Origin of the sequence: Phyllobacterium sp. 0TCS1.6A (genome assembly GCF_026420825.1) — a bacterium.
Lineage (GTDB): Bacteria > Pseudomonadota > Alphaproteobacteria > Rhizobiales > Rhizobiaceae > Phyllobacterium.
The window spans coordinates 112,118-129,206 of record NZ_JAPMAB010000001.1 but is presented as its reverse complement, the minus strand read 5'-3'; the positions used below and the strand labels follow the sequence as shown (position 1 = coordinate 129,206).

The 17,089-nt window shown below is 59.6% G+C and carries 12 protein-coding genes; 4 read left to right on the top strand and 8 right to left on the bottom strand.

Annotation, left to right across the window (positions count from 1 at the left end; translation table 11 throughout):
* Positions 1–230: 230 nt before the first annotated feature.
* Complete coding sequence (locus OSJ75_RS00585; RefSeq protein ID WP_267226136.1) at positions 231–539, bottom strand: hypothetical protein; 309 nt, start codon at positions 537–539, stop codon at positions 231–233.
* Between the two features lie 146 nt (positions 540–685).
* Here OSJ75_RS00585 and OSJ75_RS00580 point away from each other — a divergent pair, with 146 nt between their 5' ends.
* Positions 686–1,414 (top strand): SIMPL domain-containing protein, encoded by a 729-nt coding sequence (locus OSJ75_RS00580; RefSeq protein WP_323748368.1) that lies wholly within the window; start codon positions 686–688, stop codon positions 1,412–1,414.
* 47 nt (positions 1,415–1,461) lie between these two features.
* On the opposite strand, the gene OSJ75_RS00575 is transcribed toward OSJ75_RS00580, so the two are convergent.
* Entirely contained in the window at positions 1,462–1,806 is a 345-nt protein-coding gene (locus OSJ75_RS00575) for an antifreeze protein (RefSeq protein ID WP_250019686.1), read from the bottom strand.
* A 188-nt stretch (positions 1,807–1,994) separates the two neighbouring features.
* Positions 1,995–2,447 carry a YcgN family cysteine cluster protein gene (locus OSJ75_RS00570; protein ID WP_250019685.1) on the bottom strand — a complete coding sequence of 151 codons (453 nt, stop codon included), beginning with the start codon at positions 2,445–2,447 and terminating at the stop codon, positions 1,995–1,997.
* Positions 2,448–2,719: 272 nt separating this feature from the next.
* Here OSJ75_RS00570 and OSJ75_RS00565 point away from each other — a divergent pair, with 272 nt between their 5' ends.
* A complete protein-coding gene (locus OSJ75_RS00565; RefSeq protein WP_267226133.1) occupies positions 2,720–4,882 on the top strand; it encodes an OmpA family protein in 2,163 nt (720 codons plus the stop codon).
* A gap of 120 nt (positions 4,883–5,002) precedes the next feature.
* Complete coding sequence (locus tag OSJ75_RS00560; RefSeq protein WP_267226131.1) at positions 5,003–5,524, top strand: TIGR00645 family protein; 522 nt, start codon at positions 5,003–5,005, stop codon at positions 5,522–5,524.
* Between the two features lie 92 nt (positions 5,525–5,616).
* On the opposite strand, the gene rpoD is transcribed toward OSJ75_RS00560, so the two are convergent.
* Complete coding sequence (gene rpoD, locus OSJ75_RS00555) at positions 5,617–7,638, bottom strand: RNA polymerase sigma factor RpoD (protein ID WP_250019682.1); 2,022 nt, start codon at positions 7,636–7,638, stop codon at positions 5,617–5,619.
* A gap of 303 nt (positions 7,639–7,941) precedes the next feature.
* On the bottom strand, positions 7,942–9,882 hold the full coding sequence (gene dnaG / locus OSJ75_RS00550) for a DNA primase (protein WP_267226128.1): 1,941 nt from the start codon (positions 9,880–9,882) through the stop codon (positions 7,942–7,944).
* Positions 9,883–10,233: 351 nt separating this feature from the next.
* Here dnaG and OSJ75_RS00545 point away from each other — a divergent pair, with 351 nt between their 5' ends.
* Positions 10,234–11,904, top strand: a complete 1,671-nt coding sequence (locus tag OSJ75_RS00545; protein ID WP_267226126.1) for a Na/Pi cotransporter family protein — start codon at positions 10,234–10,236, stop codon at positions 11,902–11,904.
* Between the two features lie 14 nt (positions 11,905–11,918).
* Here OSJ75_RS00545 and OSJ75_RS00540 read toward each other — a convergent pair whose 3' ends face one another.
* The 3 genes from OSJ75_RS00540 to OSJ75_RS00530 all read right to left on the bottom strand — a co-directional run bounded on the left by OSJ75_RS00540 (position 11,919) and on the right by OSJ75_RS00530 (position 16,900).
* The gene (locus tag OSJ75_RS00540) at positions 11,919–12,083 is read right to left on the bottom strand and encodes a hypothetical protein (RefSeq protein ID WP_250019679.1); all 165 of its coding nucleotides are present in this window, start codon (positions 12,081–12,083) and stop codon (positions 11,919–11,921) included.
* A 382-nt stretch (positions 12,084–12,465) separates the two neighbouring features.
* Positions 12,466–16,224: an autotransporter domain-containing protein gene (locus OSJ75_RS00535; RefSeq protein ID WP_267226123.1), complete on the bottom strand. Its 3,759-nt coding sequence runs from the start codon at positions 16,222–16,224 to the stop codon at positions 12,466–12,468.
* A gap of 226 nt (positions 16,225–16,450) precedes the next feature.
* The gene (locus tag OSJ75_RS00530) at positions 16,451–16,900 is read right to left on the bottom strand and encodes a GatB/YqeY domain-containing protein (protein WP_250019677.1); all 450 of its coding nucleotides are present in this window, start codon (positions 16,898–16,900) and stop codon (positions 16,451–16,453) included.
* Positions 16,901–17,089: the final 189 nt, after the last annotated feature.

Below are 17,089 nucleotides of genomic sequence, written 5' to 3'. Positions count from 1 at the left end.
GCCGCATGATCGTCGCGGCGGCAGTTCAGAACAGAGCCGCCGCCCATGCCGAATGCGTCCATTGCCGCATTTCCGATGCTAATCGAATATTGAACATTTGTATCTTAGTCAACACCTATGTGCATCATCACAGCTTGAACGCGAAAGCGCCGGCCATACAAGCAAAGGGCGCATCCCGAGACGCGCCCTTTTGCCCACCCTCGGGGCCCCGAACCTGTATTGGCGATGGCCTAATCGTTGAAGCGGTGGCCTTCACGTTCCGGATCGGCCGTGATCTCTGCCTCTTCCTCGTCATCAGGAAGGGCGGCATCGCTTTCCTGATAGGCATTGTCGTCATCATCCTCGGAGATGCCGTCCGCATCCGCCGACGGCACCTGGCGACCGCCGGTAATGGCCAGTTCGTCGTCCGCCTGGACTTCCTCGGCCTGCACCTCTCCGGCGCCGATCTCGTCCCAATCCTGGGTTTCGATGGGGGTTCTGGAGGGTTTATCCGCCACTTCGACACGTTCCGGACTATTCTTCCGCGTATTCTGGTTCATCGTCGGCCTCCTTCGCAGCTCTTGAAATTGAAACGCGAAACGGCGGGATTCGATGCAGGGCGGCGACATGGAAATTTTACCTTTCTGCCCTAATCCACCCATAATGAACTGCGAGGTGAGCATTTCCACAGCATCGGGAGTTATCCATGACATCGAAACTATTGACTCTGGCCGTAGCAACCACGGCGATCATGGCCGCGCCGCTTGCAGCCTCCGCCGACGAGACGCCGCGCCCCCGCATCGTCGTGACGGGTGAAGGCCAGGCCTCCGTGGCGCCTGACACCGCGATCGTTTCCCTCGTCGTCATGGAAGAAAAGCCGACGGCGCGCGAGGCGCTGACCGCCAATAATGAGGCCATGGGCAAGGTCCTGGACGGGATGAAGAAGGCAGGTATCGCCGAGCGCGACCTGCAGACATCCGGCTTCAACATCGAGCCGCGCTACGTCTATCCGGAAAACAAGGACAAGGGCCAGCAGCCCGAGGCGCCGAAGATCGTCGGCTATGCGGTCTCCAACTCGCTGACTGTCCGCGTGCGCGACCTGACCAAGATCGGCAATATACTGGACCAGTCGGTAACGCTGGGCGTCAATCAGGGCGGAAACCTGTCCTTTACCAACGACAAGCCGGAAGCGATTCTGGAAGAGGCGCGCAAGAAGGCCGTGGCCAACGCCATCGCCAAGGCCAAGACGCTGTCGGCAGCCGCCGGCGTGGAACTCGGCAAGGTCACCGAAATCAGCGAGCAATCGTTCCAACCGCGCCCCATGCCGATGGCCCAGGCCAAGGCATTCAGCGCATCGGCGGATTCGGTGCCGGTCGCGACGGGCGAGAACAGCTACAACGTCACGGTCAACGTCACGTTCGAATTGAAGAACTGAGGTCAAGCCAGATGAAAAAAGGGCGCCCGGGGCGCCCTTTTTTTGTTCTAGCGGATAACCGGGCAACCCGGCGAGCGCGCGAAAACGATCGCGGTCCTGTGGCCGCGCATCCAGCCCGTCACCCGCATCACATTGCGGCGCACGACCACGCGAGGGTTGCGCAGGCCCATGCGTCGGGCCTTGGTCGCGGCATGGGAAGCCGTGCATGCCCGTCCGAAACCGGGCCGGAAGTGGCCACGACGATGATCGACATTGAGTATCTGCGAAGCGTGTCCCGCTTCGGCGACTGCCGGCGCGGCGGCCAAAGGCGCTGCGGAAGCGCCGCCTGCCAAGAGCGAACCCATGCCGATCGCCGTTGCTACCACCATTGCCTTGAATGAAATCTGGGTCATTGAGCGTTCTCCTGTTCGTTGCCGGCAGATCATCACCGCAGTGATGAAGAAGGCCGGATGCCGCTCTTTGTTCCATGACACCGGTGAACGATTGCCAAACGGCGCATTCATTTTTCATTCAGCGCGGGCATTTTTCATTCAGCGCGGGCATTTTTCGTCCAGCGGGCGTTTTTCCGCTCAGCGCCGCATCATTCTTCCGGCGCCTGCATCATGTGATCGAAATATTCCTCGTCGGAATGCAGATCATGATCATGAGCCGTAACCTTGCCGCGCACGGAGATCTGCGCCTCGTGCACCGTCTCGGAAGACCCCGAGACCAAAGGATGCCACCAATAGAGGTCCCTTCCCTCGTCGACGAGGCGGTAGCCGCAGGTTTCCGGCAGCCAATCGACGCTGCGCACGATTTCAGGCGTGAGAAACACGCAGTCGGGCACCTTCTTCTTCCGGTCCGGATAATCGGAACACTGGCAGGTGCCGGCGTCGAGCAGGGTACAGGCTACGGTGGTGAAGTAGATTTCCTGCGTGTCCTCGTCTTCAAGCTTGTGCAGGCAGCAGCGGCCGCAGCCATCGCACAGGCTCTCCCACTCCGAGCGGTTCAGCTCGTCGAGCGTTTTTCTCTTCCAGAAGGGTTCTTGCAGCATGCGCTGAAATACACCGGGACGCCCGGCCAGTCCAGTCCGTCCGGACCGCCAGGCCTCCTGGGGCCAGTCCAGCGGCCAGCCGCATGAATGCAGGATGAACGGCGCCTTCACAATGAGTACAGACGCCCTTTGCCATCCTTTCCAACGGTCCGCGCCAATTCCACGGCGCATCGCAGATCAGTAATCGCCAATCGGTTGCCATAAATTGGGAACAGGCTTGCGATCAAAACATTTGACGTATTCCACTACGAGAATGCGAGACAGGGATGGACATGAAACGGACAGCTCTTTTCTTTGCTTCGACGGCGATCCTCTTTTCGTCGCCCACGGCAATGGCAGACCAACCTGCATTGAACCGCCCATATATTTCTTCGAACAGCAATGATCCGGCACCGGTCTTGATGGCTCAGGCGGAGGAGGCAGCGCCTCCCGCCGAAGAAGCCGCGCCTGAAGCAGATGGTGGCGGGCAGGAAAGAAAGCGCAAATCGCGGCAGCAGGCTGACCAGCCCGACGAGACGCAGCAGCGCGCCGAGGAAGCGCAGCAGCGTGCCGCCGAGGAATCCGCCGCCGCTGAAAAGAAGCAGAGGCAGGCCGAGGAAAGCGCCAGAAAGCAGGCCGACCAGGCCGCGCAGGAGGCCGAGGCTGAGGGAAATCGCCAGGCCGAGAAGGCCAGGCGCGCCGCCGAGGCAGACGCGGAGAAAGCGGCGCAACAGCAAAAGGCCGTAGAGCGCGAAGCCAAGCAGAAGGCCGCCCAGGAGGCGGAAGACGCGCAGGCCAAGCAGCAGGAGACGAACAAGGCGGCGGAAAGGGCCAAGCGCGAAGCCCAGGCGGAAGCCGACAAGGCCGCCGAGCAGCAGAAGGCCAACGAGGCCGAGGCCAAGCAGAAGGCCGCCGAAGAACTGAAACAGACGGAAGAACTCAAGGATCAGACCGCCAAGGAGGCCGAAAAGGCCAAGCGCGAGGCACAGACCGAGACCGACAAAGCCGCCGAACAGCAGAAGGCGGCCGAGGAAGACGCGCGCAAGAAGGCGGATCGGGGCCAGAAGGCAGCCGAGAAGGATGCCGACAAGGCCGCCGAGCAAGCAAAGCGAGCCGCGGACAAGGCCGCACAGGAAAAGCCCGCCGACGCGACGGGCACCGCCCCGGCGCCAACCGGCGAACAGCCCGCCGCTCCCACCAATGAAGCGCAACCGGCCCAGCCTGCGCAACCCGACCAAGCTGCGCAGCCAGCGCAACCCGCCCCGGGTGCAACGGGACAAGAGCCGGGCAAGGAGGCCTCGCCGCTTCCCGAGAATGCCGCGCCTGTCCTCGACAGCGAGAAGAAGGCCGCTCGGCCCGATGCAGGCGCAACGCCCGGGACCGGCAATGCCGGCGCGACGCCAGATGCCGGCGCACCCGCCACTGCACCGGCTGCCCAGCAGGAGGCCCGGCCCGAACAGCCGGCGGCAGCTGCGCCCGCAGCACCGCCGAAATCCGATGCCGAGGTGCAGCAGGAACTTTCGCCGGTCAAGATCGAGTCCATCCGCAGCCAGGAGGGCAAGCGCACCAAGGAGCCCCGCCGCTGGGAGCGCCCGGACGATGCGCAGGTCGTCAAGCAGTTCGACAATCGCACCATCGTCGAGGTCAACAATAATGTCTTCGTCGAGAGCTCCGACCGGCCGAGGATGACGCGCAAGGCCCGCGACGTCTATTACGAGGATCTGCCGCGTGATCGCACCCGCGAAACGATCGTTCGCGACAATGGCGTCGAGATCATCACGATCCGCAATCGCTATGGCGACGTCATCCAGCGCTCGCGCCTGATGCCGGACGGACGCGAAGTCGTGCTGAGCTATGCGCCCGAATATGATCGTGCCGAGCGAATGGACTGGCGCGATCCCGGTGACGACCTGCCGCCGCTGCGCCTGGCCATACCGGTGCGCGAATATATCCTCGACGCCGAGGACGTGCCCGAGGAGGAAGTCTACGACTTCTTCGCCCAGCCTCCGGTGGAGCGGGTCGAGCGGCTTTATTCCATCGATGAAGTGCGCCGGTCGGCACGGATCAGGGACAAGGTGCGCCGCGTCGATCTCGACACGATCACCTTCCAGTTCGGCTCCGCCGAGATCAGCGAAGACCAGATCGGGCGGCTCGAAAGCGTCGCCAAGGCAATTGCCCAGACACTCGAGAAAAACCCGGCCGAGACCTTCCTGATCGAAGGTCATACGGATGCGGTGGGATCGGACCAGGCCAATCTCGTGCTTTCGGACAAGCGTGCCGAAGCCGTGGCCCAGGCGCTGACCAATGTCTTCGACATCCCGCCGGAGAACATGACGACGCAGGGCTATGGCGAGCAGTACCTGAAGATCAGCACGCAGGAGCCCGAACAGCAGAACCGGCGTGTTGCAATCCGCCGTATCACGCCGCTGGTGGCGCCGATGGCGAGCAATAATTAGAGTTATCGCGATGAAAACCCGGGCTTCGGCCCGGGTTTTTTCGGTTCGCGCTTGAGTTCCCGCCCAGCCGCGTTATGTGTGTGGAACATCCCAAATCCAAGTTCCAGCGGACCATTATTCATGAAACGCATTGAAATCCTGATCGAATCCATCATCCTCGCGTCGCGTTGGCTGCTCGTCGTGTTTTACCTCGGCCTTGCCATAGCGCTTGCGATCTATGCTTTTTCCTTTGCCGGGAAGCTCGTCGATTTCGTCACGAAGATCATGGTGATGAACGAGACCGACACGATCCTCAAGATGCTGAGCCTGATCGACGCCGCGCTTGTCGCCAGCCTTGTGGTGATGGTGATCATCTCGGGCTATGAAAACTTCGTCAGCCAGTTCGACGAGGCGGATCAGGTCCATTGGCTCGGCACGATCGACGCCGGTTCGCTCAAGATCAAGGTGGCATCGACAATCGTCGCCATCTCCTCGATCCATCTGCTGCAGGTGTTCCTGAACCTCGTCCAGTACAATACGGGCCAGTTGACGTGGTTCACCATCATCCACCTGGCGTTCGTCTTCTCCGCCCTCTTCCTCGCCTATATCGACAAGCTCATGGTCAAGGACAAGGGAAAGAAATCCGGCGAGCCGTCGCTCTGAACATCAGAATACATGTCCGCCATCGACACGGCACCAGACAAAAAAGGATGGGCACTGCCCATCCTTTTTCATGAAGATCGCTACTGCGAGGCCTAACTGTCGAGGAACGAGCGAAGCTTGCGCGACCGGCTTGGATGCTTGAGCTTGCGCAGGGCCTTGGCTTCGATCTGGCGGATACGCTCGCGCGTGACCGAGAACTGCTGCCCGACTTCTTCCAGCGTATGGTCGGTGTTCATGCCGATGCCGAAGCGCATGCGCAGGACGCGCTCTTCGCGCGGCGTCAGCGAGGCAAGGACGCGGGTCGTCGTATCGCGAAGATTGGCCTGGATCGCCGCATCGATCGGCAGAAGCGCATTCTTGTCCTCGATAAAATCGCCGAGATGCGAATCTTCCTCGTCGCCCACCGGGGTTTCGAGCGAGATCGGCTCCTTGGCGATCTTGAGCACCTTGCGCACCTTTTCGAGCGGCATGGCGAGCTTTTCCGCCAGTTCCTCCGGCGTCGGCTCGCGGCCGATCTCGTGCAGCATCTGGCGCGACGTGCGAACGATCTTGTTGATCGTTTCGATCATGTGAACCGGAATACGGATCGTGCGCGCCTGATCGGCAATCGACCGGGTGATGGCCTGGCGTATCCACCAGGTCGCATAGGTCGAGAACTTGTAGCCACGGCGATACTCGAACTTGTCGACCGCCTTCATCAGGCCGATATTGCCTTCCTGGATCAGATCGAGGAATTGCAGGCCGCGATTGGTATATTTCTTGGCGATGGAGATGACGAGGCGCAGATTGGCCTCCACCATTTCCTTCTTCGCCAGGGCCGCTTCGCGCTCGCCCTTCTGCACCTGATTGACGATGCGACGGAATTCCGAGATCGAAATGGCGGTTTCCTGCGCCATGTTCTGGATTTCGGTCCGCAGGCCCTTGATCGTTTCCTTCTCGTTCTTCGTGAACTCTTTCCAGCCTCGGGTAGAAAGATTGGAAACGGCCTTCAGCCAGTTCGGGTCGAGCTCATTGCCCTGGTATTCCTTGAGGAAATCCTCGCGGCGCACGCCATAGGATTCGGCAAGGCGCAACAGGCGCCCTTCGTTCTGCACCAGGCGCTTGTTGATGTCATAGAGCTGCGCGACCAGAGCCTCGATGCGGTTCTGATTGAGCGAAAGCGACTTGACCGCCTTGATCAGCTGATCCTTCAGTTCCTTGTAGCGGCGCTCCTGGCTTGGCGACAGAGAACCGGAAGCAGCGAGGCGGTTTTCCACCTGCTGGTCCTGCAGTTTACGCAGCTTCTTATAGGTGTCGGCGATGACGTCGAGCGTCTCCATGACCTGCGGGCGAAGCTCTGCTTCCATGGCCGCAAGCGAAAGATTGGCCTCATCATCCTCGTCGTCTTCTTCCTCCACCGGCGTCTCGCCGCCGACATTGGTAATGTCGTCATCGTCGCGCGACCGCCGCGACCGGTCATTGGCAGCGGGCTTTTCTTCTTCGACCCGCTCGATGACGGGCGCCTGCTTGGCCTCGGGACCGGCATAGGTGGTTTCGAGATCGATGATTTCGCGCAGGAGAATCTTCGAATCGTTCAGATCCTCGCGCCAGATGATGATCGCCTGGAAGGTCAGCGGGCTTTCGCAGAGGCCCGAGATCATCGTCTCGCGTCCTGCCTCTATGCGCTTGGCGATCGCAATTTCGCCCTCGCGCGACAGGAGCTCGACAGTTCCCATCTCGCGCAGATACATGCGGACCGGATCGTCCGTACGATCGGTCGGTTCCTTCTTCGTCGTCGTCGGAGCCACTGCGGTGCCGGTGGCGTCGGCGAGTTCACGAGCATCGTTTTCGTCGTCGGCGCTATCGGTATCCTCCGCGTCGGCGTCCTGCTCGTCATCTTCCACGACATTGATGCCCATGTCGCTGAGCATCGCCATCGTATCTTCGATCTGTTCGGAAGTGACCTCTTCGGATGGCAAGACGGCATTCAGCTCGTCCATCGTAACGTAGCCGCGCTTCTTCGCGAGCTTGATCATCTTCTTGACAGCGTCATCGGAAAGGTCGAGAAGCGGACCGTCCGGCGCACCTTCGCGCTCGACTTCTACTTCTTCATTTTCCTTTGCCTTCGTTGCCATATTCTATATCTCCAAGCGATCGTCGCTTTGTTCATGCATCGAAACAACGAGTGCGACAGCGCACCGGTTCCCCTGCATCATCAAGGTAGTAATTGATCGACTAGCCGAAATCCTGTTAACCGCGGATTAACCCTGTCACAGCGCTGGCGCACATGCCTTGCATTCTGTGGATTTGCCCCGTTTTTCACCAAATCCACGAACCTCAATGCAATATCTACAATTCCGCGCAATCTGATTCCGTCATTATTCACCCACGTCAACCCCGACTCAACTGATTCGGGTCAAAAAAGCGAATCAATTCGGTCAAAAGCCCTTTGCCGAGCGTCCCGAAGGTATTCCGAAGCCATCGATCAGTGCTTCAGTCGCCTGGGCGTTGCGGATGTCATTCTGGATATCGAGCAAACGGCTGAGGTTTTCGTCAGTAGCTTCATTCGCCAGGGCGCTCTCGGCTACTTTCAGTTCCTTATGTAGTGTGCTGGCGCGTTGATGCAAGTGTACGGCCTGCCTGAGCGCCTCGAGAGCGTCCTCCTCGGCGGCTTGCGCCGTGGCCGTCCATATCCGTGCGCGCCGCACCAGCGCCTCCAGCGCCTCTATCAGCGCGCCGAGATTGCCCTCGGTCATGATCCGCCGCATTTCGGCGCCTGTCGCCACGTGATGCTCCGCCATCGCGTCGAGCAGCGCATTGTGGAAACGCCTCAGGTCGGGATGGGTGAATTCAAGCCGGACGATCGTCTCGAAATCATCCTCTATCAACCGCGGATGATTGAACAATGTCATCAGGATCGCCGTTTCGCGCAGCGGCGGCATCGTCGAACTCGCACGTACCAGCACGGAACGCGCCAGGCTGTCGGATACGGCAAGACGGCCGCCATTCGCCTGGCCGCGGTTGCGCGCGCCATATCCCTGCGGGCCGCCGCGCCCTGCCGGTCCCCTGTCCTGGGTGCGCGGCGCGAAGAACTGGTTCACCCGGTCGCGGACATCCTGCCCATAATGCCGCCGCACATCCTCGTCGCGGATGGTGGCGATCATCTGCTTCAGCCTCGATTCCAGCTCCGCGCGGCGCTCCGGCGTATCGAAGACGCCGCTTGCGGTCTCTCGCGACCAGAGCATGTCCGCCAGCGGCCGCGATTCATCGAGCACCGCCTGGAATGCCTGTGGGCCGGACAGCTTCACCAGATCGTCCGGGTCCTGCCCCTCCGGCAAGACCGCAAAGCGCAGGGAAAACCCCGGCTTCAGGAGCGGCAGAGCGAGATCGATCGCCCGATGCGCCGCCTTGATCCCAGCCTTGTCGCCGTCGAAACACAGCACCGGCTCCGGCGACATGCGCCATAGGAGATCAAGCTGGTCTTCGGTCAGCGCGGTACCGAGCGGCGCCACGGCCTGCGCGAACCCGGCCTGCGCCAGCGCTATGACGTCCATATAGCCTTCGACGGCAATGATCGCCTTCGCGGATTGGCCGGCCTGCGGCTGTGCGGCTTTTCGTGCCCGCAGCGCATTGAAGAGGATCCTGCCCTTGTGGAAGAGCTCGGTCTCGTTGGAATTCAGATATTTGGCGATGGCATTGGGCGCGAGGGCACGTCCGCCAAAGGCTATGATGCGGCCACGCAGATCTTCGATCGGAAACATGATCCGATCCCGGAACCGGTCGAACGAAACCGGTTTGTCATCGCCGTGAACCACCAGTCCGCAGGCTTCGATCTGCTCCTTCGTCGCGCCCTTGCCCGCCAGATGCTCCTTCAGCGCATTGCGGCTCTCCGGGGCATAGCCGATGCGGAACGCCTGCTGCGTCGAGGCGCTCAACCCCCGATCGCGCAGATAGGCCCGCGCCTTGGCTCCGCCCGCGGCCTGCAGCTGATCCTGGAAGAACTTCGCCGCCATTTCCATGACATCGTAAAGCGTCGAGCGCTTTGCTTCGCGCAGCTCCGCCTCGGCATCGCGCGCCGGCATCGGAACCCCCGCCATGTCCGCCACCCGCTGGACGGCCTCGGGAAAGCTGAGGCCTTCGAGCTCCGTCAGGAAGCGGAAATGATCGCCGGTCACGCCGCAGCCGAAGCAGTGATAGCGGCCCTTCCTGTCCTCGCAGTGGAAGCTGGGGGATTTTTCGCCATGAAACGGGCAACAGGCCCAGAAATCGCCCTTCTGGGCGTTGGTCTTCTTGCGATCGAACGATACCCGCGTGCCGATCAGACTGGAGATCGGTACGCGCTCCCTGATCTCATCGAGAAAGGACGGTGGAAATCGCATGGGCCTGGCATTCTTGATTTCATTGGTGTTGTCGCAGCGCGGGGGCCGGCTGCGCTCAACCGGGAACATATTGCATCAAATGGAGTTTGGGGGAAAGCCTGTCAATTCACTCGTCCCCTGTTCATATGCTGGCCCGAACGGGACGGATCCGGCGCGTCCGCAGCTAAAGCCGGCAAAGACAGTTGCTGCGCGCCAGCTTGCGTAACTGCAGGTACGGTTTATCAAAAACGACAGAATTTTTCTTAGCCGGAACATATTATTCTCGCATTTCCTGTGCATATGCTATCGTGAAAGTGAACACGTGTTCAATTTGACGGCGGCGATATTCACGAGAGGTTGAAACGGACGAAAGTGAGCGGTTCTGCGGTATTGTTGCATCTGGCCGGTGCGGTTGCCCTTCTTCTTTGGGCGACGCGCATGGTGCGGACCGGCGTGGAGCGCGCCTATGGCGAAAGGATGCGTCAGAGCCTGCGCGGCGTGCTGCATAATCCGGTCCTGGCTGTGCTGTGGGGGCTGATGCTCTCGATCGCGTTGCAGAGTTCGACAGCGGTCAGCCTGCTCGCCGGTTCCTTCGTCGGTTCGGGCGTCGTCAGCGGCGTCGCCGGACTGATGGCCGTGCGCGGCGCGGAAGTCGGCTCGGCTCTTGTCGTCAAGATACTCAGCTTCGACCTCACGCTGCTGGTGCCGCTCTGCCTCGTTGCCGGAACGGCCATATTCATGTCCACCGAACGCAGCAATTGGCGGCAGATCGGCAGGATACTGGTCGGGGTCGGATTGCTGATCCTTTCGCTCGAAATGACCGGCCAGGCGACGGAACCGTTGCGCAACAGCGAACTCCTGCCGCAGATCGTCGGCTATCTCGATACCGATCCCGTGACGGCCTTCCTCCTTGCCGCCATCATGACCTGGCTTTTCCATTCGAGCATAGCGGCGGTGCTGCTGCTCGTGACCTTTGCCAGCCGCGGCCTGATCTCGCCGGAACTCGGCATCGTCATGATCTTCGGCGTCAATCTCGGCTCCTCCTTCATCGCGCCGCTGCTGACCCGCGCCGCCGCACCGAAGGCCCGCATCGTGCCGATGGGCAACCTCCTCATGCGCGGGGCCGGATCGATCATCATCCTGATCCTCTTCCTCTCGTTCCAGCCATCCATCGGCTTCCTGGGCTCCGCCGCGGCCGATCAGATCATCAACGGGCATATCCTGTTCAATATCATCATTCTCCTGGCCGGCGTGCCGCTCTCGAGCCTCGTGCTGCGGATAACGAAGGCGGTCGTCGCGCTCAACACGCCGGCGCAGCCAGCCGCGCCGCTCGACCATGCCGAACTCAGTGCGCTCGACGAGAGCGTCCTCGGCACGCCGAGCCTGGCGCTTGCCAATGCCACCCGCGAAACCGTGCGCGTCTGCGAAACGATAGAGATCATGCTGCGCGATATCATCGGGCTCTACGAGCAGCCCGAACAGAGCCGCATCGACGAGCTTTCGGCGCTTGACGACAAGGTCGATCGCAAGCATGCCGCGATAAAACTCTATCTTGCCAAGTTGACGACGAAGGACCTGAGCGAGTTCGAAGTCGCGCGCGCCCAGGAACTGCTCGGCGCCTGCGTGAAGCTCGAACAGGTCGGCGACATCATTGTCAGGAACATGCTGGCGCTGGTGCAGAAGAAATTGGACCGGAAGCTGGAATTCACCGAGGAAGGCTGGCTCGAATTGAGCAATTTCCACGCCAAGGTGCTGGTCAATGCCCGCATGGCGTTCAACGTTCTCGTCTCAAGGGACCGCGAAACGGCCCACCAGCTGGTGCTGGAAAAGGATCATCTGAGGGATCTGGAGAAGCAAAGCAGCCAGCGGCACTTTTCACGGCTGCGCAGCGGCACCGTCCGGAGCCTGGAAACCAGCTCCATCCATCTGGATACGATCCGCGACCTGAAGCAGATCAATTCGCTGCTGGCGTCCATGGCCTATCCTGTCCTCGAGGAACAGGGCCTGTTGAACACGACGCGGCTGCGTGCGCTGCATAGCTGACAGGCGCACGACAGTCAGTAATTGCGATGAATATGGGTATTGGAGCCGATGAAGGCGCCCATCGCCGAGCCGATCAACAGCCCGAGCGTCATATTGCCCATGACCGTTTCGCCGATGCCGGCGCCGATCGATAGACCTGCCAAGATGCCTATTATAGTAGACCAGCCATGTTCCTTCATATCAGCCTCCATATTTTGTTAACCATCAACGCGGCAACCCGCCGCCAGGTTCCGTCGTCGATTCTACAGGGCACACGGGGCTGCGTCGCTCCATCGAAAGAACGATAAAGGGAGTGGTCGAGGCCGGCCTGCATAGACATAAGGATTTTGGGGAGCATCCCCCCAACGAGCGACCAAACAAAAAAGGACCGCTGCGGGAGGAGGTGCAGCGGTCCTGATTGTAAATGTACCGCGGGAGGAGGTGCAGTACATTCGACGTTGGGATTATCTGGGAGGAAAAGAACCCAACACCGATAAGATAGCATCGCCCATTTTTTTTGCTACCCGCATAATTGCATAATAGCTATGCAAAATGTCGCGGCCGGGAAGTTCGGAGCCGCCCTCAAAACCTGACACTGAGGTCGGCCTTGATGGAATTATGGCGGGCCTCGGAGGAATATTGGCCGGTATAGCTGAGACCAAGGGTCGTTCTCCTGCCGATGCCCGCATCAAACCCGGCTTCGATGATCGCGGCATCCCCTGCCACGGGAGTACCCTCGACCGAGAAAGTCTGACCGCCGCTGAAGGCAAGACCGACTTGCGGCGTCACATCGCCGAAAGCGTGGTTCCAACCCAGCATGCCGCGCGCCGTCAGCGAGATATCCGCGCTCAAGCTGAACTGATGCGAAGCACGCAAGCCAAGCGTTGTCACGGTCAGGTCTGTGCTGGAGCCTGCGCCGTTCAGATTGCTCACAGCGCCGTCTTCGTCAAAGCCGCCGGTTTTGACATGTACATGCCGTGCTGCCGCAAAGGGTTCGAGTGCGGCATAGGCCGTATCGATCTCATAGCCGAGTTCGCCAAAGACCTGCACGGAGGTCGCATCATACGCAGCCTCATGCTCGCCTGACAGCGAACCGAAGTGCACGGACCGCTTGGTTTCGATCTCGTGGTGACCGAGATTGACGCCGAGCCGCAAACCGAGTGCATCCAGCTTTGTGCCGCCATAGATTCCGAGCTGGTAATTGTCGACCGATGCCTTGCCCCGGCCGCCGCTTATCGAGGTGTTGCCATAACCGGCAAGCAGACCGAAGCGCCAGCTATCGGCAATCACACCGTCCATACCGGTGACAAGCCCACCCAGGTTGCGACTGTAGCCGCCAGCATTGCCGTCACCATCCGCATGCGCCCATGAACCATAGGCCTCACCCCAAAATGCCGTTGTTGCAGCGGCCGGCTCGATAGCGGCAAAGACTTCACTCTGCTGTGCCTTCCCGGGACCATAGGCCAAGGGCGGCGTGCTGACGGCCTGCGCCTTGCCTGCCACACCGTCAAAGGCATTGCGCAGCCGCGCAGTCGCCGCATCGGAGATGAAGTGGCTGTCGTCCGCCAGAACACCGAAGACCGTCGCATGTACCTCGCCCGACAGCGCATCGAAATCGAGCAGGTTGCCGATGGTGGAAAAGAGCACGGTGTTATAGAGCGCATTGCCCTGCTTCAAGCCTTGGACGGCACCCGATGCGGCGCGTTGATTATCGGTGTCGACACCAACGGTCCACGGCACATCCTTCCTGTCAAACCCAAGCATCACCTTGCTTGTGTCGCTGTAATCGAGCTGCGTCGCAATGTAGTTGAAACTGCCGGCGCCATTGACGGCATCGAACCTGCCTTCGACCTTGCTAGCCGTGAGGATGTCATAGTGCCGGTCGAAAAGCTGTTCTATCTCGGCATTGTTCAACAAAGCCGCCTTGCCTTCAAGCCGCACATCCACGACGCCGCCAAGCAAACTTGCCTTGCCTCCGACAGAAAGACTGTCTGCCGCGCCATGATCGGCCGCGATCTCGACATCAAGAACACTGCCTTTTTCGAAGGTTGCGTCCTTGCCGACATTGAGCGTGCCGACCGAATTGCCCGGCGAGACCTTACTGCCGCTCTTCGCCAGGAGACTGCCGACAATGCCGGTTCCGGAAACAACGCCAGCTTCGCTGACGATGGTAGATCCGCTGCTGCCGTTGATCGCTGCCCATCCACCATCGATCGACGCATCGCCAATTGTGCCGTCAACGGCGACGTACAAACGCCCGCCCTTGTTGACTGTCGTGTCGGCTGCAATACCTTCAACCGTAAACAGTGCCGTGGCATTGACGATTGATCGTGAGGTGATGGAGCCCTTCCTGTCGATCACCAATTCGCCGCCATCGACGATCGTATCACCGGAATAGGTGTTGTGGCCCGCCAATGTCAGCTGGCCGGAGCCGATCTTGGTCAGGCCGGCATCATAGGAGGAAGCATCTGCAAGCTTGGCAGTGAGATACGGTATACGGCTGCTATCATTGAACTTGATTTCAGCTTCAACGAGCAGGTTAGCGCCTATAATTGCGTCGCGGGGAGCATTCGCAATTAGGCCAGCGATAACTTCACTGCTCCGGCCAGCAATGAAATCATCGAAATCAGTCGACTGACTATATTGCCCGCGCCAATACGGTCTCTCTTTTGCATAGAGATCGGCCAGAATCTTCCCGAACGGGTCGGCGTCCAGAGCGGACAATGCAGTGCGCGCTCTGGCCGAGCGATATCCTTGCTCCAGGAAAGATTCGATCGCCGCCTTAAGGAGATTTTTGCCTGTATCAATGCCGGCAATGAGCGGCGTTGATGGTTTCACAATACCGGGAACAGCTTGCAGTTTGCCTTGCAATTCCGGCTTCCTGTTTGTCCAGGAAGTCGCCTCGGCCTGCTCTTCCTGTTTGCGCCGAACAAGTGCCGTATCGGAAATATCGTTGGACCAGACATCGGTGCCATTGGCGTGCCCCGGAACGGCGTCATCTTTTGAAAGGTTCACGACGACCCGCTCCAGAAACTGTTTCGGACCGCGCATGGCGCTCTTCATGTCCGGCCTGCCCCAGCCAAAGACCTTATTGGGTATATTGGCATTATCGTTTTTCAGCCTGGCATCCGTGAGATGCTCAGCTGTTGTGAACATCACATCCCGGGCCTGGGAATTATTCAAATACGGAAACCGCTGCATGACGAGCGCAAGCGAAGCAGTCACGTTCGGTGCAGCTGCCGAGGTGCCATCATAGTTGGGGGAATAAGTTGCCGCTATCTTGTCATTGGGCGTGCCGTGCCCACGATCATAAACATCGCCGTTCCGCCCTGCCGTTGTGCTGTAAATGCCCGCGGTGGGTCCGCCAATGCACCAATATTTGGCGACGCCGCAGCGGTCATATATCGACTCACCTGTCTTTGTGACGCCAGTGACGCCGACCCAGTATTTTTCGATCTCCGGGCGAAAATAGGGCAAGGATACTACTGTGCCGGGATTGTTGTGCCCGGCATTTCCATTCGCCCAAACCTGAATTGTTCCATATTGCTGGGAGGCCTCGGCGACTGAATCAGCGTAGGTCTTCTTGCCCAGAAAATGGGAATAGGAGCCAACCAGCTCGGCTACGCTACTGTAATCCTGTATTATATCAGGCGTTTGCCCCCAGCTCGAATTGACCGCGCGGGCACCATTGCGCGACGCTACAGCATAGGCTTCCCTGAAATATTCGTAATCTACGGATGGCCCCGTCAGAGTAGAATCGGTTCCGCCTGTATTGACTGAATAGAGATGGGCGTCGAACGCGATACCGTGCATCTCCTTGCCATCCCGAATCCCGACCATCTCGCCAGCCGCTGCCGTGCCATGGCTATCATTGATGCGCGGATCATAGTCGCCGGAAACCGAAAACCTGTCGCCTTTCTTCCAGCTCCATTTTCCGGCCTTCTTACCTTCATACCTGTCGCCATCCGCGCCGTAGGTGCCTTCCACCTTGAGTGAAGTGAACTTGCCGGCAAGTTGAGGATGGCTTGCCAGAATACCGGAGTCTACCTCACCAATCTTGACGCCTGCGCCAGTGATCCCCTGGGCATAGGCATATTCCGCTTTGACGCCTGCCAGGGCGTGATCCTTTAGAAATTCCGGCGTACGCCAGGTCGCTGCTGCCGCTTCCAGATCATCGGTCCTGCTGCCATCGGCATTGAAGTACTTCCCGTCAGCGAGTGCCGTGGCACTCGTCGCGACAAGAATCAGGGCGATACATGCGGAGCTTTTCAGAAACTTGCGGGAAGCGGAGAGCGAGTGATGACGTGCGGAAAAAGCCGCAGAAGTGGCGTGAAAAGGCATAATGAAAAATCCCGAACAATAAAAAATACTAAACTATTCGGCTAATTAGTGGGCAAGTCGGCGTTGGCGTCAAGTGCCCACCCGCAATGAGCATCATTTAGTGTCGAATAGACATATTTACGGGCAGCGCATGTTTCATGACACTGCCCGCAGGATCGGCCACATCCGAGATGCGCCACTTGATATTTGTTCTTCGACGAGCGCGAATCGACGCCGGCCCGCCTGCCTATTGCAGGATTTCCTTGACGATGCCGCTCGCCTTGCTGAAGTCCATGCGGCCGGCATAGCGCTCCTTCAGGGCGTTCATGCACTTGCCCATGTCGCGGAGGCCACCGGCGCCGATTTCGCCGATGATCTCGCTGCACGCGTTACGGATATCCGACTCGCAGAACTGCTGCGGCATGAAATCGCGTATGATCTCGATTTCAGCGCGTTCCTGTTCGGCCAGTTCGAGGCGGTTGCCCTCCTCGTAGAGCTTCGCCGATTCCTCGCGCTGCTTGATCATCTTGGCCAGGATGGTGCTGATTTCGTCTCCGCTTACCGGCTCCTTGCCGATCCCGCGATTGACGATATCCCGATCCTTGATGGCGGCCATGATCAAGCGCAGCGTGGAAATGCGGCTCTTGTCCTGTTCCTTTACGGCTTTATTCAGTGCCTCGGCGATTATCTCGCGCATGGCTTCACTCTCCTGTTATCCGCACACACTAGTAATCGTGCCGAGCGAAATCAAGAAACGCTCATATCCGCAGACATGATTATCCCAAGATCTCACTCGTGATCCAATTGACCGGGCGTGCTATTTTGTTTATGGACTGGGACCTAGCCAGACATCTTCATAGTTTCTGCGGTGGGTGATAATTCAACC